We start from the raw sequence: 24,144 nt of genomic DNA on the forward strand, positions 1-24,144 counted from the left end.
TGGCTCTTCCAACTTTCAATCCTAAGCAAAATGCCCCCCAGCTCTGCCAAAGAACAATTTGACCGCCAGGCCACGCACTACAATGCGCAGTGGAACTCCTGGACTGCTTCCTCACTGGACTGGCTGCTGGCGCAGGCCACGTGCCAGCCCACTGATATCGCGCTGGACGTGGCTACCGGCACGGGCTTCACGGCGCTAGCATTTGCCCCCCACGTGCAGTCGGTGGTGGGACTGGACGTATCGCCGGGGATGCTGTCGCAGGCAGAGCAGAATCAGGCGGCGCGTGGGATTACGAATGTGAGCTGGTGGGAAGGTGCGGCGGAGGCGCTGCCTTTTCCAGAGGCCAGCTTTTCTGTCGTTACGTGTCGGATTGCGCCCCATCATTTTCAGTCGGTGCCGGCTTTTTTGGCTGAAGTATATCGGGTGCTGACACCTGGGGGGCGTTTTTTGCTGGCCGACACGACTATCCCTGACGATGACCCGACAACCGGCGAGTGGCAAAACCGCGTGGAAGCCCTCCGCGACCCTTCACACGCTCGCAATCTGGCCCCGAGTGAGTGGAGGAAGGCGATGGCCGAAGCGGGCCTTACGGTGCAGGCAATGAATTTAGCGGGCGGCACTACGCCTATGTCGCTGAACGATTGGCTGGAGAAAGCCGGTTGTACGAATGCGCCGGCCGCAGCCGTACGCCAGGCCTTTGCCACAGCACCGCCCGCAGCCGTAGAAGCATTTCAAATTCGGGTAGCGCCGCCCGATGATTATACTTTTGTGTGGCAGCGGCTCGTTGCGAAGGCAGAAAAGCTTGGCTAGTTTTCCACGCTAACATGCATTTGTTGATACGAATCCGGTTTGAATAAAGTAGCTTCTTCTCACTCCTCAACGCGGCGCTGGCGCTGGCTGGGGGGCATTTTGCTGGCCTTCGTTTTAGTAGCGGGAGGCATGGGACTTTATGCGGCCTGGCGCGTGTGGTGGAAACCCAACGTGGCTGTTTCGCCTTTTGGGCCCGCGTACCTGTACATCCGGACGGGGTCTTCGTTTCAGGCGGTGCTCGATTCTATCCGGCGGCAGGATCTGCTCATTGACACGGAGGCTTTCGCTTGGCTGGCTGAGCATCGGGAGTACCCAAGGCAGGTGCGGCCGGGCCGGTATCGGCTGGAAGGCGGCTTGGGCAATGATGCTCTGCTCGATAAGCTGATGAATGGTCAGCAGGATACGGTAGCTTTTGAGCTGAACGCATTCAAGTACAAGCCGCAGCTGGTAGGTCAAATTGCCCCCCAGATAGAAGCCGACTCGGCCAAGCTGCGTGCTTTACTCCAGGATAACAGCTTTTTGCGCCGCCGCTACCAGCTTGACACGACGACGGTATTGACCATGTTTTTGCCCGGTCCCTACCGCTTTCTGTGGAATACGTCGGCCGAGCAGTTTCTCGATTCGGCCGCGGCCGTGCATCGGCGGTTCTGGACGCCGGAGCGCCGGCGGCGTGCCGATTCTTTGCAGCTTTCGCCCGTGCAGGTGCATGTGCTGGCCAGCATCGTGCAGCGTGAAACGGCTAAGCCGGAGGATAAGCCCATCATTGCGGGCGTGTATCTCAACCGACTGCGCCAGGGCATGCGCCTGCAAGCCGACCCAACGCTGCTGTGGGCCATTGGCAACTTCGGGGTGCGGCGCGTGCTCAATAAAGACAAGCTGGTGGATTCGCCCTACAACACCTACAAGCGCAAAGGTTTGCCCCCCGGACCCATCACTTCCGCCAATCGTCAAAGTCTGAACGCGGTGCTCAAGCCTGCCACGCACGACTATCTTTTCTTCTGCGCCCGCCCCGACTTCAGCGGCTACTCCGATTTCGCCGCCACCTACGCCGAACACCGCCGCAACGCCCGCCGCTACCAACGCACGCTGGATAGTTTGAAGATTAGGCGGTAAGGATTGGGGACCTAATTATTATAATCCTTCCCTTAACCGTCATGCAGAGCGGTAGCGAAGCATCTCGCGCGCAGTCGTCAGGGTTAGCATTGCAACGAAGCGCGCGAGATGCTTCGCTGCGCTCTGCATGACGGTCTTATAAATAATCAGTTGCTTGATATACACTTAATCAAGGCCAATTATCCGCAGTTGAAAGGAGTCGCGGGCGGCGGCTTGCTGGCGGGCTAGCGTTTGGTGATACGTCAGGCCAGTGTATTCTGAGTGTTCGAGGAAAAGCAAAGGAGCTGTAAGCTGCAACTCAGGCCAGGCAGCCACCACCGGCTCACGACGCAGGGCTTCAAACCGATGAACGCCCGCCACGCGCCAGTAGGAATCGAGCAGCACGTAGCGGTGGCCTTGCTGGCGCAAGGCAGGCAATTGTTTTTCATCGGTAACGACAGCGACTGGCATCGGCTCAACGAACGGAGCCGCCCCCTGCCCTATCGTACTGAGCAGCATATCAACTTGTTGATCCTGAAGCCACGTCGCTACTTGCGGGTAATTGGTAGGCGCATATGCATATACTTCGCGCTCGATCCGGTACACATTGAATCCAATAGCCAGCACCACCAGCACGCCCAATATTTTACCGGAAACCAGTTGGCGCAGGCTGAGGAAAGCCAGGGCATAGAACACGCCGTAAGCCAGCAGAAGCCCGCGGGGGGCTTTTATAAGCAGCGACATACCGGCCAAGAAGCAGTAGCCCCATACGGCTAGGTAGCACACCAGATTGGGCTGCCGCAGCTGCTGAAACAACTCCCGCCGCCACATCACCGGCGCCGCCAGCAGCGTCAAGAGCACCAGCGGCGACTCGAAGTCGCGCATGAAGTAGGCGTAGTAGAGTACATCGAAGCGGAAGATGCCGACGTTGCCGGCCAGATTAGGCTCCCCGCGCATGATGAGGCCGTAATACACAGCGGGCCAATGGCGCTGCAAAGGCAACCCGGCCGCCCAACTTACTAAGCCCAGCACCACGAACGGCGCAACCAGAATTGCGAATACCCGCCAAGCATTACCACGCCGAAGAAGCAGGCCATCGGCGGTTAGCAGCTCGAAAGCAACCAGAATTGGTATTGTAAACAGGAAGCGGTAGTTGAAGCTGATGCCCAGCATAAGCCAGACGGCTGCGCGCAGCAAGGTTTGGCGGCTGGGCGCCTGCAAACGATGATAATAAGCCCGCAGCAGGCCCGCAAATACCAGCACGTTGCCGGAATTCATAGTAAAGTCGCGGCCCGAGAAAGTCAGAAATACGGCGGTGCCGATGAACAGCGCTAAGCCTGCCGTTTCCCAAGCGGAAAGCCGAGCTTCGCGCCCGACAAACGTTGCCAGGCTGCCGACAGCAGCCACGCTCACCAAGGAATTGACGTGTTGGAGAACATGAAAATTGCCCCCCAGCCAGACAAAAGGCGCGAATATCAAATAAAACAGCGGGGCGCCCTGATGAAACAAATGCGTGAGGTTGCCGGCGGCTACTTCCTGCACTATTTGCCAGTTACGAACTGAGTCATAATCGGGCAAAGCGGCGCCCGCCAATCCGTACAGGCGCACGGCCGCTACTACCAGTAAAGCCAGAAACAGTAGCAACGAACGCTGATTCAAGGGGCATCAAACCGTTAATGGTGAGCGGCCCAAATCAGGCCTCTTCATTTGAGAAGGCAAGATTAAGGGTTTACTTGCGGTGGTGCCACGACTTTTTTCGTCGTAGCACCACTGTTCAACTTACTTATTTACCAACATGCGCGTAGTAGTTCAGCGGGTGCGTGAGGCCCGCGTGGTAGTGGAGGGCCGAGCGGTAGGAGAAATAGGCCCAGGAGTGCTGGTGCTGGCCGGATTTGCCCCCCACGATGATGCCAAGTCACTTGACTGGATGGCGCGCAAGCTTGTGCAGCTGCGCATCTTCTCCGACGAGGAAGGCAAGATGAATCGTAGCGTGCAGGACATTGGGGGGCAAATATTGGTAGTCAGCCAGTTTACGCTGCTCGCCGATGCACGCAAAGGCAACCGCCCCAGCTACATAGGTGCCGCCGCGCCGCCATTGGCCGATGCGCTCTACCAGCAATTCGTGCGGCAAGTGGAAGAATTGCTCGGCCAGCCTGTGCCCACCGGCGAGTTTGGGGCCGATATGCAGGTAAGCCTGCTCAACGATGGCCCGGTTACGCTCGTGCTCGATTCGCCGGAAAAATGAACTTGTGAAAGGTGAAGTTGTGAACTCACCTTTCACTATCTCACCTTTCACAACTTCACTATGACCATTGAAGAAGCCCAACAAACCGTCGATACCTGGATTCAGACTACGGGCGTGCGGTATTTCAACGAGCTGACCAACATGGCCATGCTCACGGAAGAAGTGGGCGAAGTGGCCCGCATCATCGCGCGTCAATACGGCGAGCAGTCGTTTAAAGAATCTGACAAAGGCAAGGTATTGGCCGACGAGCTGGCCGATGTACTGTTCGTAGTGATTTGTTTGGCCAACCAAACCGGTGTGAATCTGACGGAAGCGCTGGCGAAGAACCTGGAGAAAAAAACCAAGCGCGACGCCACGCGCCACCACGACAACGAGAAGTTGCGCTAAGCTGAGATTCCAGTAGCGCTCGCATCGCAAAAACGGTTGTCATGCAGAGCAAAGCAAAGCATCTCGCGTGCTGAGGAGAGATTACTAATATAAATGCGCGAGCGAGATGCTTCGCTTTGCTCTGCATGACCACCGTTTAATTTACTTCATCAGCTCTGTCACAGGGCTACGATTCGTCCATCTTGCCAGATAGGAACAATGTTATACTCGTCCAAGCGAATACAAAAATCCATATCCTGATTTACTTCCAGACTGTTGAGACGGCGCACGTGGGATGATTGGAGCAAGTAGCCCGCCAGGTCAGGATTGGCGAGCTGCCACAGATGCAGCGCGGCCAGCGTCGCGTCGCTGCTGCTGATATCGAAGCCGTCAGCCAGGCGTTCAGCCAAAGCGCCACCGTAGAGCGTGTCTTCCAGATTAAACATGCCTTTCCACCCGGCGCACACGACTACCACGTCTTTCTGCTGCTGGCGCAGGAACTGGGCTACTGCCTCCAGGTTTAAAAAGGCCCCCAGCACCACTGCATCGGCACTCAAGGAAAGGTGAATGGCACGCGTACCGTTGGTAGTGGTAATAGCAACCGCGCGCTCCTGCACGGCCACTTTGCCATCGAGGTAGCCAAAGGGCGAATTACCCAGATCAACGCCTTCGGCTTGCAGGCCGTCGCGCTCAGCGGCGGTGAGGTAGCCCTGGGGGGCAAATTCGCGGCACTCGGCCAACTCCGCCACCGGCACGATATGCGTAACACCCGCCGCCAGCGCCGTAACCATAGAAGAAGTAGCGCGCAGAATATCAACCACCACCGCCACCTTCCCCCGCAGATTATACAGCGGCAGCAGCTCAGGCGAAAAGCAAACGTCGAGAGTGGGCATTTTTAATGAACAAAAAACAGAACGTCATGCAGAGCAAAGCGAAGCATCTCGCTCGCGGTAGTGGGATTACTACTCCCGCATCAGCACGCGAGATGCTTCACTTTGCTCTGCATGACGTTCTTTAATAGTATTTCTTACTCTTCGGTACCTTTCACGAAAGGCAGCTTCACGACCGTGGCGGGCAGGTTTTTGCCGCGCACTTGCACGAAAACCTTGCTGCCGGGCGTGCTGAACTCCGTTTTTACGTAGCCTAATCCAACTCCTTTGCCCAACGAGGGCGACTGGGTGCCGGAGGTTACTTCGCCAATCTTGGTTCCGGCCTCGTCTACCAGCTCGTAATGGCTGCGCGGAATGCCGCCGCTGTCCATCAGGAAACCGACCAGCTTGCGGCTTATGCCTTGCTCTTTCTGCTTTTTGAGGTTTTCAGCGTTGGTGAAGTCTTTGGTAAACTTGGTTACCCAACCTAAGCCTGCCTCCAAGGGTGACGTAGCATCGTCGATGTCGTTGCCGTAGAGGCAGTAGCCCATTTCCAGGCGTAGCGTATCGCGGGCACCCAGTCCGATGGGCTTTATGCCAAACGCTGCACCGGCGGCCATAATTTTCTCCCACACGTCGCGGGCACTTTCATTGGGCACATACAGCTCAAAGCCGCCCGCGCCGGTGTAGCCCGTGGCCGAAATAATGACATTGGGAGCGCCAGCAAACGTGCCTTGCACAAAAGAGTAGTACGGAATACTGCTCAGATCTACATCCGTCAGACTTTGCAGCGCGGCGGCAGCTTTGGGGCCTTGCACGGCAAACAGACTGATCTGATCCGAGATGTTTTCCATCTCCACGCCTTCCGTGTTATGCTGGCTGATCCAGTTCCAGTCTTTCTCAATATTGGAAGCATTCACGACCAGCAGATAATCATTTTCGGCCAAGCGATACACGAGCAGATCGTCCACGATGCCGCCTTCGTTATTCGGCAGGCAGGCGTACTGGGCTTTGCCGTCTACGAGCTTGCTGGCGTCGTTGCTGGTCACGCGCTGAATCAGGTCGAGGGCTTTGGGGCCGCGCACCCGGAATTCGCCCATGTGCGACACGTCGAAAATACCGACGGCCCGACGCACGGTGTGGTGCTCATCAAGGTCGGAAGAGTAGCGCACAGGCATGTTGTAGCCCGCAAAGGGCACCATTTTGGCCCCCAGCTGCTGGTGTACGTCGTTGAGGGTAACGGTTTTGAGGTCTTCGGCCATCGGTAAGATAAATGAGGTACGTGGGTGGGTTCTGGGGGGCAAAACTAGCCATTTCTAGCGGCTGGGCTACTTAACCGCGCTTACGACCTTTGAGTTATCGCACGCAAGGGCCAGAACGCGCGAACAAAGAGCCTGTTTTTCTCGTTGCTCGGGGCGAATCCGTACAGAAAGTCTGCATCAGCTCAGTGGGACTTTGGCACTTCATGGGCGACGTTTCTATGCACGAAGATTTAAAACAGGAGTTTGAAATGGCTCAGGTTAGGCACCTGTTGTTCAAATCGAAGCTCCGCTCCGCCCTTTATGGCAGCGGCACCGCTGAGGCGCCCATACGGGATGCGCAAGTATGCGCCCTCGGCGTCTGGATTCGGGAGCGGGCATTGGTGGCGTATGCGCATCTGCCCGAAAGTCGCGAGCTGGATAAAGCGCATCAGCAGATTCATAAGGAAGCCAGCCGCTTACTTGATTTACGCCAGACTGGCCAGGTGGAGCAAGCCATTGCCGGCCTAAGCTCCGTACAAGGCTACGTAGACGAGATTGCGCGCCTGCTACGCACCATGGAGCAAAAGCTGCGCGCCGAAAGTCCAGGTTTGGGCCGGTAGTCTCGTTTATTACCGCCCCGCATGAAGCTCAAGCTTTCTACCAAACTCTTCGCCGGCTTTCTGGCTATCTCGGTCCTGTTTGCGGCAGTGGTAATTATCAATTACCAGCTGTCGCGCAAGGTGCTGCGCAACTCATTGCGGGTGGAAGAATCGCAGCTGCGGACGGAAGAAGCCACCACGCTGCTCCGCAATATCATCGACATGGAAACAGGCTTTCGTGGCTATATGCTCGTGGGCAACGAGGCCATGCTAGAGCCTTACCACGTAGGCGAGCGCAACCTATTGGGCCGCTTCGTGAATCTCCGCCAGCAAATGCCCCTCGATAGTCCCCAACGCGGCCGCCTGGAGCGGGCCCAGCGCTTGTTTCAGCAGTGGGCGTCTTACTCTCACTTAATGATCAGTGAAAAGCGCGAAGCGCTGCGCCGCAACCCCGATCAGGTGGCCCTCGAAGGCCTGGAGCATAGATTGCTGGCGGAAGGTCTGACAGGCAAACTGCTCATGGACCAGATTCGGGCATTGTTTAATGGGTTTGAGGCCGATGAGCTGGCGGCCCGTCTTGAGCGGCGCGACAAGCTCACCGATAGTATTCAGCAAACCCGTATGCTGTCTATCTCCCTCACCATCATTGCCGTAGCTATGGGCCTTGTGTGGGCTACGTATATCACCCGCCTGCTGGCCCAGCGTATCGCTATGATGCTGGACTTGTCGCGGCGCGTGGCGGGGGGCGATTACCAAACCCAGTTGAAGGATACCGATCAGGATGAACTGAGCGAGCTGGTGACGTCCTTGAATACGATGGCCCGCACCATCGGCTCGACCATTACGCAGCTGGAGCGGCGCAACAATGAGCTGGACCAATTTGCCTACGTTGTTTCCCATGATTTGAAAGCGCCTCTGCGCGGCATTGAAAGCGCCTCCCGCTGGATTGAGGAAGATATGGGCCAGGAGGTACCCGACCACATTCGCGAATTTTTGCAGCTTATGCGTACTCGTGTGCACCGCATGGAAAACCTGATTAGCGGCATTCTGGAGCTGGCGCGGGTGGGTCGTACGGCCCAGGCTCAGGAGCGCGTAAACGTGCGGGAGCTGCTCACCGAAATCATCGACTCGCTGGCTCCGCCGGATGGGTTTAAAGTTGAACTGCCGAGTTATCTGCCCACTCTTATTACTAACCGCGTACAGCTACAGCAGGTATTTACCAACCTGATCAGCAACGCTTTCAAATATCACGACCACCCCGAAACGGGCACTGTGCGGATCAGCTGCCGCGAAGACCGCCAACAGTACACCTTTTCCATTGCCGATAACGGGCCGGGCATCGATCCGGAGTATCACGAGCGGATATTCGTGATTTTTCAGACGCTTACTGACCGTGATACACTGGAAAGCACCGGCGTAGGGCTGGCTATTGTCAAGAAGATAGTGGAGCGCCAGGGAGGCACCATCAGGATAGAATCGGCTGAAGGTCAGGGGGCAATTTTCACCTTTACCTGGCCCAAACTGGCTGTGGCGGAAGCCGGTCGTGCTACAGAAGCGGGAGTTCGGACAGCCTAATTTGCCCCCCAGTCGTATAGGGAGCCAGAAACGAGTTCTTTTACCGCTTCAGTTTCTGTGTTCTATGTCGCTCGAAACCACTACTACCCCTAGTATCCTGCTCGTTGAAGATGACCAGATGGATGTCATGAACGTGCAGCGCGAACTGCGTAAGCACGACATCGACGTGCCGCTTCATCTGGCCCGCAACGGCCGTGAGGCGCTTAATTTGCTGCGCGGCGAAAATGGCCAGGAGAAAATAGCCAAGCCCAATGTGGTGATGCTCGACATTAACATGCCGCGCATGAATGGCCTGGAACTACTCGAAGCCCTCCGCTCCGACCCCGAATTCGTGGGTCTGAACGTCTTCATCATGACCACTTCCGACCTTGAAGCCGACCGACTTAAAGCCAGCGAGCTGGCCGTTAGCGGCTACATCGTGAAGCCCCTGAGCTTTGACAAATTCGGGGAGGGCGCCACGACAGTTGACGGCTTCAGCCTTTTTCTGGATTTGCTGCAGATGAAAGGGTAAAAGGTGAATTTGTGAAGTGCTGAATTTGCTGTTCTGAAGGCGCAAACCAAATATCAAACTCACCATTTCACAATTTCACCTTTTTACAGCAGCCGGAAGCCCATGCGGTGATGCTCCGTGGGGCCGTGCTTTCGAATGGCGTCGCGGTGCGTTTTGGTGGGGTAGCCCGCGTTCTGCTCCCAGCCATACTCCGGAAATTCCGCCGCTAAAGCCCGCATACGCTCGTCGCGAAACGTTTTGGCCAGCACGGACGCCGCAGCTATGCTGGCATAGCGCCCATCACCGGCTACGAAGCATGTATGCTCAATTTCCGGATAAGCCCGAAACCGGTTGCCATCCACAATCAGGTGCGTGGGCGCTACAGGAAGCGCAGCTACCGCCCGATGCATGGCTAAGTAGCTGGCCTGCGCGATATTAATACTGGCAATTTCGGTGGGTGAAGCCTCAGCTACGGCCCATGCCACCGCGCCTGCGCATATTTCAGCCTTCACCAGCTCACGCCGACGGGCCGTCATCTGCTTGGAGTCGTTGAGGAAGGCGGAAGTGAAGCTGGGGGGCAAAATTACCGCCGCCGCAAACACTGGTCCGGCTAGGCAGCCCCGACCGGCTTCGTCGAGGCCTGCTTCGAGCGGTTCGTGCGTGTGAGAAATAAGGAGCATAGTAGCCGCGAAAGTAAGCAGTCAGCTTTGCTTGCGGCACTTGTGCCAACAGAAAAGGCTTTCCCTACGGCCAGTAGCGCCGCGGGGAAAGCCTTTTTAGGTAACGAACTATAGATCTGCTGAAGGGCAGAGCAGGTTATTTGTGGTCGCCGGCGTTGCTACCGATTACGGGAGCATCATTTTCGCCACGCCGGAAGCCTTGGCTATCGCGTGGGCCTTCGTCTAAGGCTTCATCTTCTTCAGTGGTGATGTACTCATTGGTGAGTGGGCCGAGGCCGCCGGTTTTCTGAGCCAGCTCGGCTTCTGCCTGCGCGTGCTTGAGGTTGAAGAGCGGGTCGCCGGGCTGGGGCTGAGCTGCTTGCTTTTTGGGTTGGTTAGCCATAGAAATAGTAGAGACCACCCGGGATGTTTGCGGGCGGTTATAGCTTGGTACGAGCATTATCCGCCCGAGGTTGGTGCACGATTACGGCCATCCGGCTGGCTAGCCCCAAACACAAAAAAGCCCACTGCATAGTGCAATGGGCTTTTTTGTGCGTCGACGGTCTGTTGTTATTCACCCTACTCCTAGGTCCGATCGGCGCCCCACGGGAAGATTCTTCCTTTCCACAACCTCTCCCCGCAGGTACTTATAATATTGATACAAAAGTATTATCTGTCAGCCATTTAAGCGAAAGGTTTTGGACCAACTCCGGCTATTACCCGCCCAACCTGCACTTTCTCCCGACGGACGCCTTGCTTGGTCTCTCTTCGGTCAGCGCCTTACCTTTACGCTTCTTATTCTTCGTCGCTATACATTCTCATGCCGCACTCAGCACCCTCCGATTTCGACCCGAATCATAACCCCTGGCAAGTAATCAGCACCGCGCTGCAATACCAGAATCCGTGGATTACGGTGCGCGAAGACCAGGTAATAAACCCCGGCGGCGGTCGGGGCATTTATGGAGTGGTAAGCATGAAAAACAAGGCCATCGGCATTGTACCGCTGGATGCGGATGGCAATACTTGGCTGGTGGGCCAGTACCGCTACACGCTGAATGAGTACTCATGGGAAATCCCGATGGGCGGCGGACCAATTGAGCTAGACGTGCTGGAATCGGCGCAGCGGGAGCTGCGCGAGGAAACGGGCTTGCTGGCTCAGCGCTGGACTACTATTTCGCGCATTCATACCTCCAACTCGGTTACAGATGAGGAAGGCTTCATTTTTCTGGCCGAAGACTTAGAACAGGGCGATGTAGAGCCCGAGGAAACCGAAGATCTGCGCCTGTGGAAGCTGCCGTTAGCCGAAGCTATTCGGATGGTAATGGATGACCGCATTACGGATGCCATCAGTGTAGCCGGCCTACTCAAAGCAGAGAAAGTACTGGCAAGTAGAGGGCAAGCCGCCGAAGCATGAGCTTGCGGCTACGCGCTGGATACGCTATTTTGCTTGTCAACCCTCGGCTGGAATTCATTCCCTTCATTCGTTTAATAATTCGCGTGAGCAAAACCGAGTAAGCTCGTCCCTATTCTTCTAAAAAGAGGCTTATCTCCGTGCTTCTAACTCCTATCTTCTAAATTTGCGCTATGCGTGACTTGCTGCGTTTTCTCGGACATCGGCTTTACACCACCTGGAGTACGTTTTGGTTTGTGATGCCCTTCGTGGTCACGTATCCGGCGCAGTGGGTGCTGGGGCGGCGGCCAATGTGGTATCGCCACCTGCACACGTTCAATCGGAGCTGGTCGATTATTTCGATTCGGATGTGGGGAATGCCCGTGGAGGTGGTGCGCAAAAACCAATTGCCCCCCAGCCAACCTTGCGTGTACGTGGCCAACCACAGCTCTTACATCGACATTCCGATGCTATTCAAAGCCATTCCGGGCTTCTTGAATATCGTGGGTAAAAGCTCTTTGGCTAAAGTGCCGTTCTGGGGGCCATTATTTGGGCGCGTGTACATCACGGTAAACCGGGAAAGTGCGTTGAGTCGGGGCAGAGCCATTGTGCACGCCCGCAACGGGCTGGCGCAGGGCCGCTCGGTGGTTATTTTTCCGGAGGGCACTATTTCCAAAAAGCCCGGCGAGGAAATGATGCCCTTTAAAGACGGAGCTTTTCAGCTCGCTATTAGCGCCGGCGTGCCTATCGTGCCCGTCTCGATGCCGCTCAACCATCGTTTTTTGCCTGATCTGGATGGAGAGTTGCGGGTGCGCTATTCGCCCCTGCGCATCGTCCTCCACGACCCGATTCCGACGCATAACATGACGCTGGATGATGTGGAAGCCCTCAAGCAGCGCGCATTCGCTATTATTGCCAGCGAGTTTCGCCCCGATGCGGCTGGCCTACCAGAGCCCTCTCCCCGACCATTTTGGCGCTCCAGCAAAACGGAAGACAGCAAAAAAGCCCCCCAGCAGCTTTCTGGCTCCGCACCAAATACCCCTCAGACGCTAACCAACGGCAACGCCGAGCTTAGCCTTCCCAATTCTTAAGTATCCCTTTTAATTTTCTTACTATAGTGAGTACTGACCTTGCCACCCTACGCCAACTTGCCCATCTGGCCCGCCTCGAGTTCGACGCCACCAAGGAGCAGGAAATGCTCGGCGACCTGAACAAAATTCTGGATTGGGTAGCTGAGCTGCGCGAGCTCGACACCACCGACGTAGAACCTTTAGTGCATTTATCGCAGGAAATCAACGTATTGCGCCCCGACGAAGCCCAGAACACCATCAATCATCAGGATGGCTTGCGCAACGCGCCGCGCAAAGATTCGGACTACTTCCGCGTTCCAAAAGTGCTGGAATAACCGTTGGTGCCTACTCCCCTTGCATTGCCGCCCGCTCCGCGCCGGCGTGTTACCCTGCTTATTCTAGGTTTAGTGGCATTGCTAGCTGTTGGGCTGGCGTTGTTTCATTACTTCACCGGCTCCGAGCGGACTCTGCCCGTAGTTGCGGTGCCTCAGCTCACGCCCGTCCCAACCTCGCTCACGCCACTCAAAGTTGGCTTCGACGAGTTGGCTCTGCGGCTCAACGGCTACCTCGTTACGCAAACGTATGACGTAGCTGGCCCCTACGTGCAGCCTGAGGCGGCCATAGCCTGGCTGGGGCTGCTGGCGGTTTGTCTGGTGTATTTTCTAGCGGTAGTAAGCACCCTGGCCCGTCCGGCTTTTGTGGTGGGGATGGCGCTGGTTATCTTCCTGCTCATGTCGCTCAATGCCGACTTGCTCGGTGTATTTGACTCGTTACAGCAGTATTTTCTGGTGCTGGCCCTGGCGCTGCTGGGACTTCCGGCTTTTGCTTTTCACGCCTTCTGGCCCGCCGCAACGCTCGGGCAGCGGCTGCTCACATTTGCGGTATTGGTGGGTGCGTTGAGCGCCATTCTGCTGCTACAAAGCAACTTCTCACCTGCTTTCACGGCTCTGCATCTGACCAGCTACGCTACCGTAAGCGGGGCAGTAGTTTTTGTCCTGCTGGTACTGTGGGTAGCCTTCGAGAACATCCACGGGCTATTGTGGCTGAATACGCAGGCGGAAAATCCGGGCAGTCGGTTTGGTTTGCTGCCCTTTGTGCTGGCTAGCGTGCTTTACCTGGGCACGTTGCTGCTGTATTATCTGAACGACGGCGAAGTTCTGATTCTGCCCAACGTCCGCTTAGAGCCCTACTTGCTGCTGGTGCCGGCGGTACTGGTGGGTTGGCTAGGGCTGCGGCGGCGGGCGGCTACTTACGGCACTTGGGTTGGCTACTGGCCGGGCGCGGCGCATATTTATCTGATACTGGTGGCGCTGGCAGCCGGCAGCCTAGGCTATGCACTGGCTACGGCCAATGATCCGCTTATTACCGCCGGCCGCGATTTTACGGCTTTGGCTTTGCTGACCTGCGGGGGGGCTTTTTTGCTATACGTGCTGCTCAATTTTGCCCCTCTTATCCGGCAGCGGCTGCGTGTTTACCGCGTGGTGTATGAGCCGCGTCGGCTGCCATTTTACACCGTTTATATCATCGGGATTGGAGCTTTGGGCATTGTGTCTATGCGCAACAACTTCTTTGTGCTCGACCAGGTCCGGGCGGGTTTCTACAACAACCTCGGCGACTTAAGCCGCCTGCAAAGCGAAGCAGATCCTACCAACGATGGCTTGGCGCTTTTATCGGAGCGATACTATGCCGAGAGCGACGTGTACGACCGGTTTAACCACCGCGCCAGCATGGGCCGGGCGGCGCTGTATCGGTTTCGCAGCCAGCGGCAGAATGAAATTAACGCCCTGCGCCGGGCCTTGAGTCGCGCCCCTTCTGAGAAAATATCCCTGCGGTTGGCGGCTTTGTTTAATGAGCCTTCCGACTTTTTCGACCGCCAGAAAACCTTGCAGGAAGGCATCAGAAATGCCCCCCAGAGTGCGCAGCTGGCTAACGACCTGGCACAGCTCTACTCCCGCTCCGCCCTCACCGACTCCGTCCTGTATTATCAGCAACGAGCCGCCACGCTGTCCCCCAATAATACCGTTGTACAGGCAAATCAGCTGGCTTTTTTGGTGCAGAATCAGGAGTGGAGGGCGGCACAGGAATTTTTGCGAGAAAATGCCCCCCAGACTCAGGATGTGGCTTTGCAAAGCAACGCCCTGCTTTTAGCCCAGCTTACCGGCGACACAAAAGCTACCGAAAACCCAATACTTGCTGATACTACCAAGGATCTGAGTGCCGCCGAGTTTGGCCGTCTTTACCACGCTGGCCTTCGCCGACTTGCCGCCCGTGATACGACGCTGCTTCCGGCTCTCACGCAGGCAGGCAATCGCCCCAGCAACAGTGCTTACTCTGAGCAGCTCACGTTTTTGCGCGCTTTAACGCAATACTCCGGAGGCCGACCTGTAACGGCGCAGGCAACGCTGCTGCCACTGGTTATTGGCAACTCGCCCAGCGCGGCGTACTACCAGCAAGTGCGGGCCATGTGGCTGCTGGACCAAGGGCTTTATGCCACGGCAGCCGCCTACTTCGCGGAAGCTGCCCGCAATGGCTTTACGGAAGCCGCCCTGCCACGCGCTTACGCATTTGCATTAGCGGGACAGCTTGATTCGGCTGAAGCGCAAGCTGCCGTAGCTGCCCGCGACCCAAACCCTGCGTTAGCTCGGCAGGGCCAGCGGCTACGAAGCATTCTCGCGCTGGATTTCGCCACCCAGTACCCATCGGCTCCCGACTCCATAAAAGCCCAGTATATCGTAGTCAGAGGGGCTACGGCAGCCAACCCTACGGCCCTACTGACAGCAGCCGAGACGATTGCGACGCCCGCAGCACGGCAGGTAGCGTTGCGGGCTCAACTACCGCGCGTTTTAGCTGCTGGTGATGCGGAGTCAGTGCGCGCCGCTTTGCAGCGACACGCACCTTCACCAACTACTAAAAATGTCACGGCCTCTGATTGGAATCTGCTGCGAGGCAAGCTTTACGTGCAAGCAAAGCAGCCCGATAAACTGCGCCAGCTAGTTAGCACGGCTTATTTTGCCCCCCAGCATCAGCCGTACCGTCTTTATTATCAGGCCACCCTTGCCGATAAACCCGCCGATGCTGCGCGTCGTTATGCGAAGCTTGTGAGGGAAGCGCCTTTCGTAACAGATGGCATTCTGGCCGCCGCCAATTTCCACACCCGTCAGCGCGATTATGCAACGGCGTACGATGTTCTGCTTAAAGGATTAGATTATAATCCTGAATCGACGCCACTGCTAAAGGCTTATGTATTAGCGGCTGTGCCCGCCGGCTTGGTGGCTTATACGGAGGCGCCGCTTGAGAAATTGCGCACATTGCTCGCCCCGGCGGAATATGCTACCTTTCGTAGTAAATACGAAGCTCAGCGCGCCGCCCAGGCCGCTGAGCTTGCTCCCTGGAACTAACCTGGCTCGCTGCTCATGCAACCTCCTGTCATTGAAACCACTGGCATCTCCAAAATCTATCAGATGGGCGCCGAGCGCATTCACGCGCTACGGTCTGTCACGATCAGTATTCAGCGCGGCGAGTACGTAGCTTTTATGGGCCCGTCGGGCTCCGGCAAATCCACGCTGATGAACATTGTGGGCTGCCTGGACACGCCTACGGATGGCACCTATATTCTTAACGGACAGGATGTAAGCCGAATGTCGGACAACCAGCTGGCGGAGGTTCGCAACAAGGAAATTGGCTTCGTCTTCCAGACTTTTAACTTGCTGCCCCGCGCCAGCTCCCTGGATAATGTGGCTCTGCCGCTTATCTACGCCGGCTACAACAAGCGCGACCGCGAAGCCAAAGCCATGGAATCGTTGCGAAGCGTCGGCCTCGACACTCGCGCCAAGCACCGGCCCAACGAGCTATCCGGTGGTCAGCGCCAGCGGGTAGCTATTGCGCGGGCTTTGGTCAACGACCCCAGCATTCTGCTGGCCGACGAACCTACAGGTAACCTCGACACTAAAACGAGCCATGAAATCATGGATCTGTTTGAGGCGCTTTATGCCAAAGGACACACCATTATCATGGTGACGCACGAAGAGGACATCGCCCGCTACGCTCACCGCATCGTGCGTCTGCGCGACGGACTGGTAGAGTCGGATATGGTCAATACCGACATTGCCACGCATCACCTGGTGAATGGCTAGATGGCTGAATGGTTAAATAGGCTGGTCGTTCAAGCAGCTGCCAGAACAATTAGCCATTTAACCGTTTAACAGTTCAGCCATTTAATTTCCCATGAAGATTTATACTAAAACCGGCGATAAAGGACTTACCTCCCTTATTGGCGGCACCCGCGTCTCAAAAGCTAGTCTGCGCATTGAAAGCTACGGCACCGTAGATGAGCTCAATTCCTACATCGGTTTGGTCCGTGACCAGGAAATAAATGCCCCCCGCCGCGACTTGCTCAAGGAAATTCAGGACCGTCTTTTTACCATCGGCGCCTCTTTGGCCTCCGACCCGGAGAAGTCGAAAATGAAGATTCCGGATTTGCACGCGGAAGATGTGCTCTTGCTGGAAAGCGAGATGGACCGAATGAACGAGCAGCTCCCCGAGCTGCGCGCCTTTATCCTGCCGGGCGGCCACGTGGCGGTGTCGTATGCTCATATAGCGCGCTGCGTATGCCGCCGCGCCGAGCGGCTGGCTATTCATCTGAGCGAAGAATCTTTCGTGGCCGAGCTGGTTGTTATCTACCTGAACCGGCTTTCCGACTATCTGTTTGTGCTAAGCCGGCAGATGGCGCAAGACCTTGGCGCTGAAGAAGTAACCTGGAAGGCACGGCTGTAACGCCGTGAACTTATCTGGGGGGCATTTTTATTATATTGATTCTAAAAGGCCCACTCCTACCCCAAAGCAGCCCTTCCGCCAGCGCCAGCTTTCAGTAGCTTACCTTTGTACTCCAAGCGGCGACAACTGCCCACCCCAGTCCGCCGTTTGATACCTTACCCACCCACCCTTTTATTACTCACCCTATGCTTGATACCTTGACCATTCGGACACAGCGTACCACAGCCTCTCGCCTGTCGAACCTCGATGCTAGCACGCTCGAGTTCGGCAAGATTTTCTCCGACCATATGTTTGCGGCAGATTACCACGATGGCGAGTGGCAGGAGCCTCAGATTGTTCCTTACGGTGATATGGCGGTCAGCCCTGCCAACTCAGCTCTGCACTATGGTCAGGCTATATTCGAGGGCATGAAGGCATACAAAAACGCCGATGGCGAAGTAGCGCTGTTTCGCCCCCTCGACAACTTTCACCGCCTCAATGCCTCAGCCGAACGAATGTGCATGCCCACGCTTCCTGAGGAGCTATTCATGCAGGGCCTTACCCAGCTTGTTCGCCTCGATTCCGCTTGGATTCCTGACGGACCGGGCAGTGCGCTGTACATCCGTCCCTTTATGTTTGCCACCGATGGTTTCGTGGGGGTTCGTCCTTCCAACTCCTACCGCTTTATGATTTTTACTTGCCCCGTAGGCTTGTATTATAATAAGCCACTGCGGGTTCGGTTCGAAGAGAAGTTTGTTCGCTCGGCTGAAGGCGGTGCGGGCTATGCAAAAGCGGCCGGTAACTACGGAGCGGCTATGCTGCCCACCAAAAAGGCCAACCAAGAAGGCTACCAGCAATTGCTGTGGACCGATGCCTCGGAGCATCGCTACGTAGAGGAATCGGGCACCATGAACGTGATGTTCGTCATCGATGGCTGCATTATCACGCCCGCTCTCAGCACTTCTATTCTGGATGGCATTACGCGCAAAAGCGTGTTGCAAATAGCCCGCGATTGGGGCTTGCCAGTAGAGGAGCGTAAGATTTCTATTGATGAGATTCTGAAAGCCCAGGCCGAAGGCACGTTGCAGGAAGCATTTGGCGTAGGCACTGCCGCAACTATCGCCCCGATTGCTACTATCGGCTACCGCGACCACGACTACGATTTGCCCCCCAGCGGCCCTGAGTCCGTTTCAAAGCGGGTTTCCAAAGCCCTGGATGCCATTCGTAATGGCGTAGCCCCCGATACGCACGGCTGGATGGTGAGCGTATAACGCGCTGGTCAGCTAATTACTGCTTATTCGTGAAGCGGTCAGCCTACTACAAGGCTGACCGCTTTATTTTGCGGACCTTTGCCGCTTTCCTAATTAGTATCCATTTTTCTGTTCCCACATGACCCAAGATCAGGTTAAGGAATTGAAGGGCCGCGCTGAGGCCCTGAGGAGGTATCTTTGACTACGATAACCGCAAAGCCCAGATAGAAGCCGCCGAAGAGCAAACTACCGCTCCCGACTTTTGGGATGACTCTAAAAAGGCCGAGACCATTCTGAAAGACATCAAGTCGATTAAGGTCTGGACCGATGACTACGAAGCCGTAGCCAACTCCGTAGCCGACACCGAAGTTCTGTTCGATTTTTACCGCGAGGGCGAAGCCACCGAGCAGGAAATGCAGCGCGAGTTCGACAAGGCCCAGAAAGCCGTGGAAGAGCTCGAGTTTAAGCGCATGCTTTCCGACGAGGAAGACCAGCTTTCCGCCATCATCGACATCAATCCCGGCGCCGGAGGCACCGAAAGTCAGGACTGGGCTGAGATGCTCATGCGCATGTACATCATGTGGGGCGAAAAGCACAAGTTTGAGGTCCGGCAGGTCAGCTACCAGCCCGGCGAAGGCGGCGGCATCAAGTCGGCTTCGCTAGAAATCAGTGGCGACTTTGCCTATGGCTACCTCAAGAGCGAGATTGGGGTACACCGTTTGGTGCGCATCTCCCCTTTCGATTCGAGCGGTCGACGTCATACTTCATTCGCTTCGGTATTCGCCTACCCTGTGGTAGATGATACCATCAACATTCAGATCAATCCGGCCGATATTACCTGGGATACTTACCGGGCTGGCGGCGCTGGGGGGCAAAATGTAAACAAAGTGGAGACGGCGGTTCGTTTAAAGCACGCTCCGTCCGGCATCATCATCGAATGCCAGATTGAGCGCAGCCAGCTCATGAACAAGGAGCATGCTCTACGCATGTTGAAGTCGCGGCTTTATCAGATTGAAATCGATAAGCGTAATGCTGAGCGTGATAAAGTAGAAGCAGGTAAGAAACGTATCGATTTTGGCTCTCAAATTCGCAACTACGTGCTGCACCCCTATAAGCTCATCAAAGACCTACGCACCGGCATTGAGCGCACAGATGTGCAAAACGTATTGGATGGGGACCTCGACGAGTACATCAAGGGCTTCCTGATGCAGAGTTAGAATTTAGTTTTGCTCACAAAAAAGCCCCCCAACGAATTGCTGGGGGGCTTTTTTAGGAATGCTTAATTAAGTTATGGATTAGCAATATCCCACTGCTTCTCGGCTGCAGGCCGCTCCAAGCGGTTAAACAAACGGAAGGGAGCTTCTGTTAAAGCCAGCGTCTGACCCGGCGCTGGGTTCGGATTCAACCGATTCAGACGACGCAGGTCAATCCAGCGGTGGCCTTCATAGAACAAGGAATACCGACGTTGTTTCAAGATCTCATTAATGTACTGAGGTAGCCCCGTAAGCGAACCAGCCGTGAGAGCAGGTAAGCCTCCAGCCCGAGTCCGAATAGCATTAATGTCAGCCAGAGCCCCAGTCAGATCACCTGTATTAGCCCGCGCCTCAGCTGCTATTAGGATAAGCTCTTCGTTGCGAATAATGTCGAGGGAAGCATTTTGCGAAGTAAATACACGAGCCTCATAGGCTCCGGTTATACCACCCAAGGTGCGGGGCGTAGTACGCAGGGCAACCTTTGCTAAGCGCAAGTCGCCCGCTTCAGCCTCTGTTACAAAGTTGCTAGGTACTGCTACTAAGTTATTGGGCTCACCATTTGCCACCTGAAAATACGGGTTACCCACGTCGCTGGCAGTAGTTGGGCTAAATGTAATTTTTGGGCCCAACGTAAGACTACCAGCCCGATCATAAAATGAAGCATTTAAAGCCGTGAGGGCCCCAGCATAGTCAGCTTGGTACAATGCCACCCGAGCAGCCAGTGCTCGATTGAAACGCCGGAAGGTAGCGGGCGTATTGAAACCAGTATAACCACTTGACAGCTGGAATGCAAAGGAAGCGCCAGCTGCAGCCAGATCTTGGTCAGCCTGATCGAGCTGTTGACGGATGTTAGTTAGAGCTTCGGCTTGGGTAACAAATTTGCCAGGGCGCCGAATATCGTCCAAATCAACCCTGATACCATTCTCCCCTTGCAGGTTGAGTAGATGCAGTTTGCTTAATGCCTCATAAGTACGGGTAAAACCAGCAATACCACTCTTCTGCTCAACATTAATGACATTACTTGCCTCAGCGGAAGCGCGGAAAATCCGGGCCGCACGGCCTACGCGTGCAAAATCAGTATACTGACCATTGTAGAAAGCAGCATCATCAAGCACATCCACACTAACGTTTCCAGTAGCTCCCCGGCGACCTTGCAGTTCCAAATACCAACGGCTTTCGGTTTGGTTTAGTACGACTACCTCCCGGCCCAGCGTACCTACTATTTGGTTATACGAGCTATTGTTCGCGTGTCCCAGACGGAGTGAAGCTTCTACCCCAACGGCCAGCGCATTAAGCTGAGCTTGGCTGGCATTGGCAACTACACTCTCAATGCTTGCATTGTTAGGGTCATTTACCTCATCAATTTCAAAAAAGCTGCAACTGCTCGCACTAAGTAAAGTAGCCAGAGCACCTGCCATCAATAAGGGCCGAGCTTGAAATTTTAATATATTATTCATGGGTAGGTTGAAGCAAGTAAAAATTAAAAATCAAGGCTCAGGTGAAAGAACACACGCCGAGTATTGGGGAAGCTGCTCACATCTACTTGAGCACCATTAGAGGTAGCGCCAAAGTTGGAAACCTCAGGATCATAGCCCACATAATCAGTCCAGGTGAGCAAATTGTTTCCTGATGCTCCTATCCGGATGTTACGCACAAAGTCTTTAAATATGGCAGTGCGAATGCTAGCTGGTACTGAATAGTAGATACTAGCCTCGCGCAGCCGTACGTAGCCGCTATTTTGAATATACTCACGAGCGGGTAAGGTTTGCCGCTGCAAACCATTTACTACCCCATTATTATCATCATCCTGGCTCCAGTCCTTTGTCGTGCCGCCTTCATCTTGCAGCAAACGGCTCAAATTACTTGTATAGGAATCCTTGCGCCAGTGGAGCAGAAATGATACTTCCACATTCTTAAACAAGGTAAAGTTGTTTAGAAAGGACATCTGGAATCTAGGCTGTGCCTCTTCATAACGAGTCAGGAAGCTAGGATTGTTGGGGTTGTCAACGGCACTCGTGGGTGTACCGTACCAACGTGAAGGCGACTCACCTAATGTGAATACGTTGCGGCCAAAACCGCTACCAAAGCCTAAACCAGTATTGAAGGCTGGTACCACGATGCGGGTTACCTCTGTGCGGTTAAACCAATACTGGGTAGTTGACACCCAGTTGAAGTTTTCGCTGCGTATAGGAGTAATACCCAGTGACAATTCTAGACCTCGGTTTTGCAGGTCACCTACTGGAAAAGCCCGAATAGATGTCACACCGGTGCTAGGGGCCAATACAAACGAGTTGACAAGGTCTTTGGCTACCTTATTATAATAAGTTGCCTCAAGAGTGATGCGGCTCTCAAGAAAGGCAAGGTCTACGCCGGTTTCAAACTCTGTGGCGCGCTCTGGCCCAATGTCCGGGTTTCCTACCAGCGTTGAAGGCAAAAAGCCTACGCGGCCACCAGTACTTGTGTTAACCAAGGGTGAGAAAGTAGAACCGAAGAAGCCAGGAGCCCCAGTTTCACCGTAAGCTGCCCGGAGTTTCACCAGGTTTACCGATGGCAGATCAAAGAATCCAAACTTAGCTATGTTAACTGCCAAAGAGGCCTTCGGGAAAGCATAGTACTTGTTAGGGTCACCGTTGCGGCTCGATTTGTCGAAGCGCACACCGGCGGTAGCGATGATCTGATCATTGAAGTTTACCTCCTGCTGCGCTACGTGGCCAATGTCACGCTCTGAGCCAAGCTCCACTTCTTGGGTTACCAGTGAGCTACGGTTTGGAGTCAGTGGTTCGCCAGGAGCCAAATTTTGTCCTTGGCTGAAGCTCAAGTTACGATCCAAACCTAAGCGTACCGTTCCAACCTGCGAGGTGAGGTTGATGGTTTCGCCCAAGCGCCAGTCATATACCAAGAACCCTTGGAGGTTATAGTTAAAGAACTGATTTTTTAGCACACGCACTGCACCTGGGTTGGGCAGGTTGCGCTGAGATTGTAAATCAGCCGGCAATGCCAGAATCGCATCACTATTTGAATAGTCGATACCACCCTGCACAGCTAGACGAAGTGATGATGACTCATTCTCCAGTATGCGAAGCGTACCGTTAACGGCTTGAACCGTGCGATTGGTATTTTCCTCGTTTACCGCCCGCTCTACGATAGCTAATGGATTATCACCGCCATATGGATTGTCTGGGAATATACCTGCCTCATTAGGCTGTAGCTGAGCATAGCTTGGCAGATAGCCCAAAGTATAGCCTAGGCTTACACCACGGTTATCATTGCCCGTGAATCCGCGGCGGTTTTGCGAACGAATGAAACTGGATGTGATGCCAATGTCGATCCGCTCTCCAATTTTCTGGTCAAGGTTGGCGCGAACAGAATTACGCTTAAAACCCGTACGGTTAACGATACCACCTTCGTCAGTGCTGGTACCAGCTACATAGAATTTCGTTTTCTCCGAACCACCTGAGACGCTTAGTGAAGTATTACGCAAAAAAGCAGTATTACCGAAAATCTGCTTCTCGTAATCGTATACCTGTCCACTTGCTTGAGCGTCTGCCAGACGTTGCTTTTCAAGGGTAGCGCGGGCTCCAGTGTATTTAAGGTCAATCTTCTCGTTGGTCCAGTCTTCCTTACCCAATAAATTCCATGCCTTAGCAAATCCTAAATCTTGGTTGAAGCTAACACGGGTTTGACCAGCCACACCGCGCTTTGTCTTGATGATGATTACCCCAGCATTTGCGCGGGTACCATAGATAGCGGCCGCGCTGGAACCCTTTAGTACCTCGATGCTCTCAATGTCATTGGGGTTTAGGTCGGCAAGGCGGTTTACGGGGTTATCCTGTGTACTACGGCCAGCAGTGGTAGAAGCAGCAGCTGAAAAAGCGGCTGCTCCAGCTCCATTGCCCACTTCGGCATTTACGGCATACACACCATCTATAATATAGAGTGGCTGGGTACCGCCAGTAAGCGAGGAGATACCACGCAACTGAATAGCTACACCGCCACCTGGCGCGCCTGACGTCTGAGAAATATTAGCCCCCACTACTTTACCGTTTAGGGCAGCATCTACTGTTACAGGCCGTGTGCTGCCTACCAGTTCCTTGGCCGAAATAGTCGTCACGGCATTAGCTAGGTTTGAGCGCTTGATAGAAGTGGCCAGACCAGTAACGACTACCTCTTCCAATTGGCGGGTATCAGTTGCCAGCTGCACATTGATTGTGCTGGCATTTCCAATAGTTCGCTCAATGGTCAGATAACCAATGGAAGAGAAGGTCAGCGTGGTGGCTGAAGCAGGCGCATTCAAGCTAAAACTTCCATCTGTATCAGTTGAGACACCTACTGTTGTGCCCTTCACGAGAACGGTTACCCCCGGTAGGCCCTGACCGCTTGACGCGTCGGTTACCCTTCCGGAAATACTTCTATCCTGGGCCACCACCTGCTGCAACAGTGCAGTGACCATCAAGAAGATGATGAATAGATTTTTTTTCATGTG

General features: G+C 54.9%; 22 protein-coding genes. 15 read left to right on the forward strand and 7 right to left on the reverse strand.

The genetic code is table 11. From position 1 onward, the window contains the following. The first annotated feature begins 30 nt into the window (after positions 1-30). Both IEW06_RS00800 and mltG read left to right on the forward strand, forming a co-directional pair. The gene (locus tag IEW06_RS00800) at positions 31-810 is read left to right on the forward strand and encodes a class I SAM-dependent methyltransferase (protein WP_188547186.1); all 780 of its coding nucleotides are present in this window, start codon (positions 31-33) and stop codon (positions 808-810) included. Between the two features lie 39 nt (positions 811-849). Further along, positions 850-1,923: an endolytic transglycosylase MltG gene (mltG, locus tag IEW06_RS00805; protein WP_188547188.1), complete on the forward strand. Its 1,074-nt coding sequence runs from the start codon at positions 850-852 to the stop codon at positions 1,921-1,923. Between the two features lie 165 nt (positions 1,924-2,088). Here mltG and IEW06_RS00810 read toward each other — a convergent pair whose 3' ends face one another. Then, on the reverse strand, positions 2,089-3,561 hold the full coding sequence (locus IEW06_RS00810; RefSeq protein ID WP_188547190.1) for a hypothetical protein: 1,473 nt from the start codon (positions 3,559-3,561) through the stop codon (positions 2,089-2,091). A 136-nt stretch (positions 3,562-3,697) separates the two neighbouring features. Between IEW06_RS00810 and dtd the strand changes: the two genes are divergently transcribed. Continuing rightward, on the forward strand, positions 3,698-4,147 hold the full coding sequence (gene dtd, locus IEW06_RS00815; RefSeq protein WP_188547192.1) for a D-aminoacyl-tRNA deacylase: 450 nt from the start codon (positions 3,698-3,700) through the stop codon (positions 4,145-4,147). 60 nt (positions 4,148-4,207) lie between these two features. Continuing rightward, complete coding sequence (locus tag IEW06_RS00820; protein WP_187731196.1) at positions 4,208-4,534, forward strand: nucleotide pyrophosphohydrolase; 327 nt, start codon at positions 4,208-4,210, stop codon at positions 4,532-4,534. Between the two features lie 158 nt (positions 4,535-4,692). Here IEW06_RS00820 and IEW06_RS00825 read toward each other — a convergent pair whose 3' ends face one another. Continuing rightward, positions 4,693-5,406 (reverse strand): 2-phosphosulfolactate phosphatase, encoded by a 714-nt coding sequence (locus IEW06_RS00825; protein WP_187731195.1) that lies wholly within the window; start codon positions 5,404-5,406, stop codon positions 4,693-4,695. Between the two features lie 134 nt (positions 5,407-5,540). After that, complete coding sequence (gene gcvT / locus IEW06_RS00830) at positions 5,541-6,644, reverse strand: glycine cleavage system aminomethyltransferase GcvT (RefSeq protein ID WP_187731194.1); 1,104 nt, start codon at positions 6,642-6,644, stop codon at positions 5,541-5,543. A gap of 218 nt (positions 6,645-6,862) precedes the next feature. On the opposite strand from gcvT, the gene IEW06_RS00835 reads away from it, so the two are divergent. The 3 genes from IEW06_RS00835 to IEW06_RS00845 all read left to right on the forward strand — a co-directional run bounded on the left by IEW06_RS00835 (position 6,863) and on the right by IEW06_RS00845 (position 9,308). Next, positions 6,863-7,243 (forward strand): CZB domain-containing protein, encoded by a 381-nt coding sequence (locus tag IEW06_RS00835; protein WP_188547194.1) that lies wholly within the window; start codon positions 6,863-6,865, stop codon positions 7,241-7,243. 21 nt (positions 7,244-7,264) lie between these two features. Further along, positions 7,265-8,797 (forward strand): sensor histidine kinase, encoded by a 1,533-nt coding sequence (locus IEW06_RS00840; protein ID WP_187731192.1) that lies wholly within the window; start codon positions 7,265-7,267, stop codon positions 8,795-8,797. Between the two features lie 64 nt (positions 8,798-8,861). Continuing rightward, positions 8,862-9,308, forward strand: a complete 447-nt coding sequence (locus IEW06_RS00845; RefSeq protein WP_187731191.1) for a response regulator — start codon at positions 8,862-8,864, stop codon at positions 9,306-9,308. Between the two features lie 83 nt (positions 9,309-9,391). On the opposite strand, the gene rnhB is transcribed toward IEW06_RS00845, so the two are convergent. Continuing rightward, positions 9,392-9,967: a ribonuclease HII gene (gene rnhB, locus IEW06_RS00850; protein WP_187731190.1), complete on the reverse strand. Its 576-nt coding sequence runs from the start codon at positions 9,965-9,967 to the stop codon at positions 9,392-9,394. Between the two features lie 136 nt (positions 9,968-10,103). Next, positions 10,104-10,349 carry a hypothetical protein gene (locus IEW06_RS00855; RefSeq protein ID WP_187310123.1) on the reverse strand — a complete coding sequence of 82 codons (246 nt, stop codon included), beginning with the start codon at positions 10,347-10,349 and terminating at the stop codon, positions 10,104-10,106. Between the two features lie 417 nt (positions 10,350-10,766). On the opposite strand from IEW06_RS00855, the gene IEW06_RS00860 reads away from it, so the two are divergent. The 8 genes from IEW06_RS00860 to prfB all read left to right on the forward strand — a co-directional run bounded on the left by IEW06_RS00860 (position 10,767) and on the right by prfB (position 19,625). After that, positions 10,767-11,360 carry an NUDIX domain-containing protein gene (locus tag IEW06_RS00860; protein WP_187731189.1) on the forward strand — a complete coding sequence of 198 codons (594 nt, stop codon included), beginning with the start codon at positions 10,767-10,769 and terminating at the stop codon, positions 11,358-11,360. A gap of 170 nt (positions 11,361-11,530) precedes the next feature. After that, positions 11,531-12,427, forward strand: coding sequence for a lysophospholipid acyltransferase family protein (locus IEW06_RS00865; protein ID WP_229743020.1), 897 nt, complete (start codon positions 11,531-11,533; stop codon positions 12,425-12,427). 26 nt (positions 12,428-12,453) lie between these two features. Then, positions 12,454-12,741 carry an Asp-tRNA(Asn)/Glu-tRNA(Gln) amidotransferase subunit GatC gene (gene gatC, locus IEW06_RS00870; protein ID WP_084446469.1) on the forward strand — a complete coding sequence of 96 codons (288 nt, stop codon included), beginning with the start codon at positions 12,454-12,456 and terminating at the stop codon, positions 12,739-12,741. Positions 12,742-12,747: 6 nt separating this feature from the next. Next, positions 12,748-15,804 carry a tetratricopeptide repeat protein gene (locus tag IEW06_RS00875; protein ID WP_188547196.1) on the forward strand — a complete coding sequence of 1,019 codons (3,057 nt, stop codon included), beginning with the start codon at positions 12,748-12,750 and terminating at the stop codon, positions 15,802-15,804. Positions 15,805-15,819: 15 nt separating this feature from the next. Next, positions 15,820-16,539, forward strand: a complete 720-nt coding sequence (locus tag IEW06_RS00880; protein ID WP_187731186.1) for an ABC transporter ATP-binding protein — start codon at positions 15,820-15,822, stop codon at positions 16,537-16,539. A 91-nt stretch (positions 16,540-16,630) separates the two neighbouring features. Further along, positions 16,631-17,179 carry a cob(I)yrinic acid a,c-diamide adenosyltransferase gene (locus IEW06_RS00885; RefSeq protein ID WP_187731185.1) on the forward strand — a complete coding sequence of 183 codons (549 nt, stop codon included), beginning with the start codon at positions 16,631-16,633 and terminating at the stop codon, positions 17,177-17,179. A gap of 185 nt (positions 17,180-17,364) precedes the next feature. Continuing rightward, on the forward strand, positions 17,365-18,429 hold the full coding sequence (locus tag IEW06_RS00890) for a branched-chain amino acid aminotransferase (RefSeq protein WP_188547198.1): 1,065 nt from the start codon (positions 17,365-17,367) through the stop codon (positions 18,427-18,429). Between the two features lie 118 nt (positions 18,430-18,547). Next, a protein-coding gene (prfB, locus tag IEW06_RS00895; RefSeq protein WP_188547200.1) for a peptide chain release factor 2 occupies positions 18,548-19,625 on the forward strand; the annotation gives its coding sequence in 2 pieces (ribosomal slippage) (positions 18,548-18,598 and positions 18,600-19,625; 1,077 coding nt in all). Between the two features lie 71 nt (positions 19,626-19,696). On the opposite strand, the gene IEW06_RS00900 is transcribed toward prfB, so the two are convergent. Both IEW06_RS00900 and IEW06_RS00905 read right to left on the reverse strand, forming a co-directional pair. Then, positions 19,697-21,118 (reverse strand): RagB/SusD family nutrient uptake outer membrane protein, encoded by a 1,422-nt coding sequence (locus tag IEW06_RS00900; protein WP_187731184.1) that lies wholly within the window; start codon positions 21,116-21,118, stop codon positions 19,697-19,699. 23 nt (positions 21,119-21,141) lie between these two features. Beyond that, positions 21,142-24,141, reverse strand: coding sequence for a SusC/RagA family TonB-linked outer membrane protein (locus IEW06_RS00905; protein ID WP_187731183.1), 3,000 nt, complete (start codon positions 24,139-24,141; stop codon positions 21,142-21,144). Between the last annotated feature and the right edge of the window lie 3 nt (positions 24,142-24,144).

Origin of the sequence: Hymenobacter qilianensis (genome assembly GCF_014638675.1) — a bacterium.
GTDB lineage: Bacteria > Bacteroidota > Bacteroidia > Cytophagales > Hymenobacteraceae > Hymenobacter > Hymenobacter qilianensis.

Excerpts from the sequence above, each read along its gene's own strand:
- IEW06_RS00800 (WP_188547186.1), top strand. The coding sequence starts at position 31 with ATGCCCCCCAGCTCTGCCAAAGAACAATTTGACCGCCAGGCCACGCAC.
- dtd (WP_188547192.1), top strand. The coding sequence starts at position 3,698 with ATGCGCGTAGTAGTTCAGCGGGTGCGTGAGGCCCGCGTGGTAGTGGAG.
- IEW06_RS00820 (WP_187731196.1), top strand. The coding sequence starts at position 4,208 with ATGACCATTGAAGAAGCCCAACAAACCGTCGATACCTGGATTCAGACT.
- IEW06_RS00825 (WP_187731195.1), bottom strand. The coding sequence starts at position 5,406 with ATGCCCACTCTCGACGTTTGCTTTTCGCCTGAGCTGCTGCCGCTGTAT.
- gcvT (WP_187731194.1), bottom strand. The coding sequence starts at position 6,644 with ATGGCCGAAGACCTCAAAACCGTTACCCTCAACGACGTACACCAGCAG.
- IEW06_RS00835 (WP_188547194.1), top strand. The coding sequence starts at position 6,863 with ATGCACGAAGATTTAAAACAGGAGTTTGAAATGGCTCAGGTTAGGCAC.
- IEW06_RS00840 (WP_187731192.1), top strand. The coding sequence starts at position 7,265 with ATGAAGCTCAAGCTTTCTACCAAACTCTTCGCCGGCTTTCTGGCTATC.
- IEW06_RS00845 (WP_187731191.1), top strand. The coding sequence starts at position 8,862 with ATGTCGCTCGAAACCACTACTACCCCTAGTATCCTGCTCGTTGAAGAT.
- rnhB (WP_187731190.1), bottom strand. The coding sequence starts at position 9,967 with ATGCTCCTTATTTCTCACACGCACGAACCGCTCGAAGCAGGCCTCGAC.
- IEW06_RS00855 (WP_187310123.1), bottom strand. The coding sequence starts at position 10,349 with ATGGCTAACCAACCCAAAAAGCAAGCAGCTCAGCCCCAGCCCGGCGAC.
- IEW06_RS00860 (WP_187731189.1), top strand. The coding sequence starts at position 10,767 with ATGCCGCACTCAGCACCCTCCGATTTCGACCCGAATCATAACCCCTGG.
- IEW06_RS00865 (WP_229743020.1), top strand. The coding sequence starts at position 11,531 with ATGCGTGACTTGCTGCGTTTTCTCGGACATCGGCTTTACACCACCTGG.
- IEW06_RS00880 (WP_187731186.1), top strand. The coding sequence starts at position 15,820 with ATGCAACCTCCTGTCATTGAAACCACTGGCATCTCCAAAATCTATCAG.
- IEW06_RS00885 (WP_187731185.1), top strand. The coding sequence starts at position 16,631 with ATGAAGATTTATACTAAAACCGGCGATAAAGGACTTACCTCCCTTATT.
- IEW06_RS00890 (WP_188547198.1), top strand. The coding sequence starts at position 17,365 with ATGCTTGATACCTTGACCATTCGGACACAGCGTACCACAGCCTCTCGC.
- IEW06_RS00900 (WP_187731184.1), bottom strand. The coding sequence starts at position 21,118 with ATGAATAATATATTAAAATTTCAAGCTCGGCCCTTATTGATGGCAGGT.
- IEW06_RS00905 (WP_187731183.1), bottom strand. The coding sequence starts at position 24,141 with ATGAAAAAAAATCTATTCATCATCTTCTTGATGGTCACTGCACTGTTG.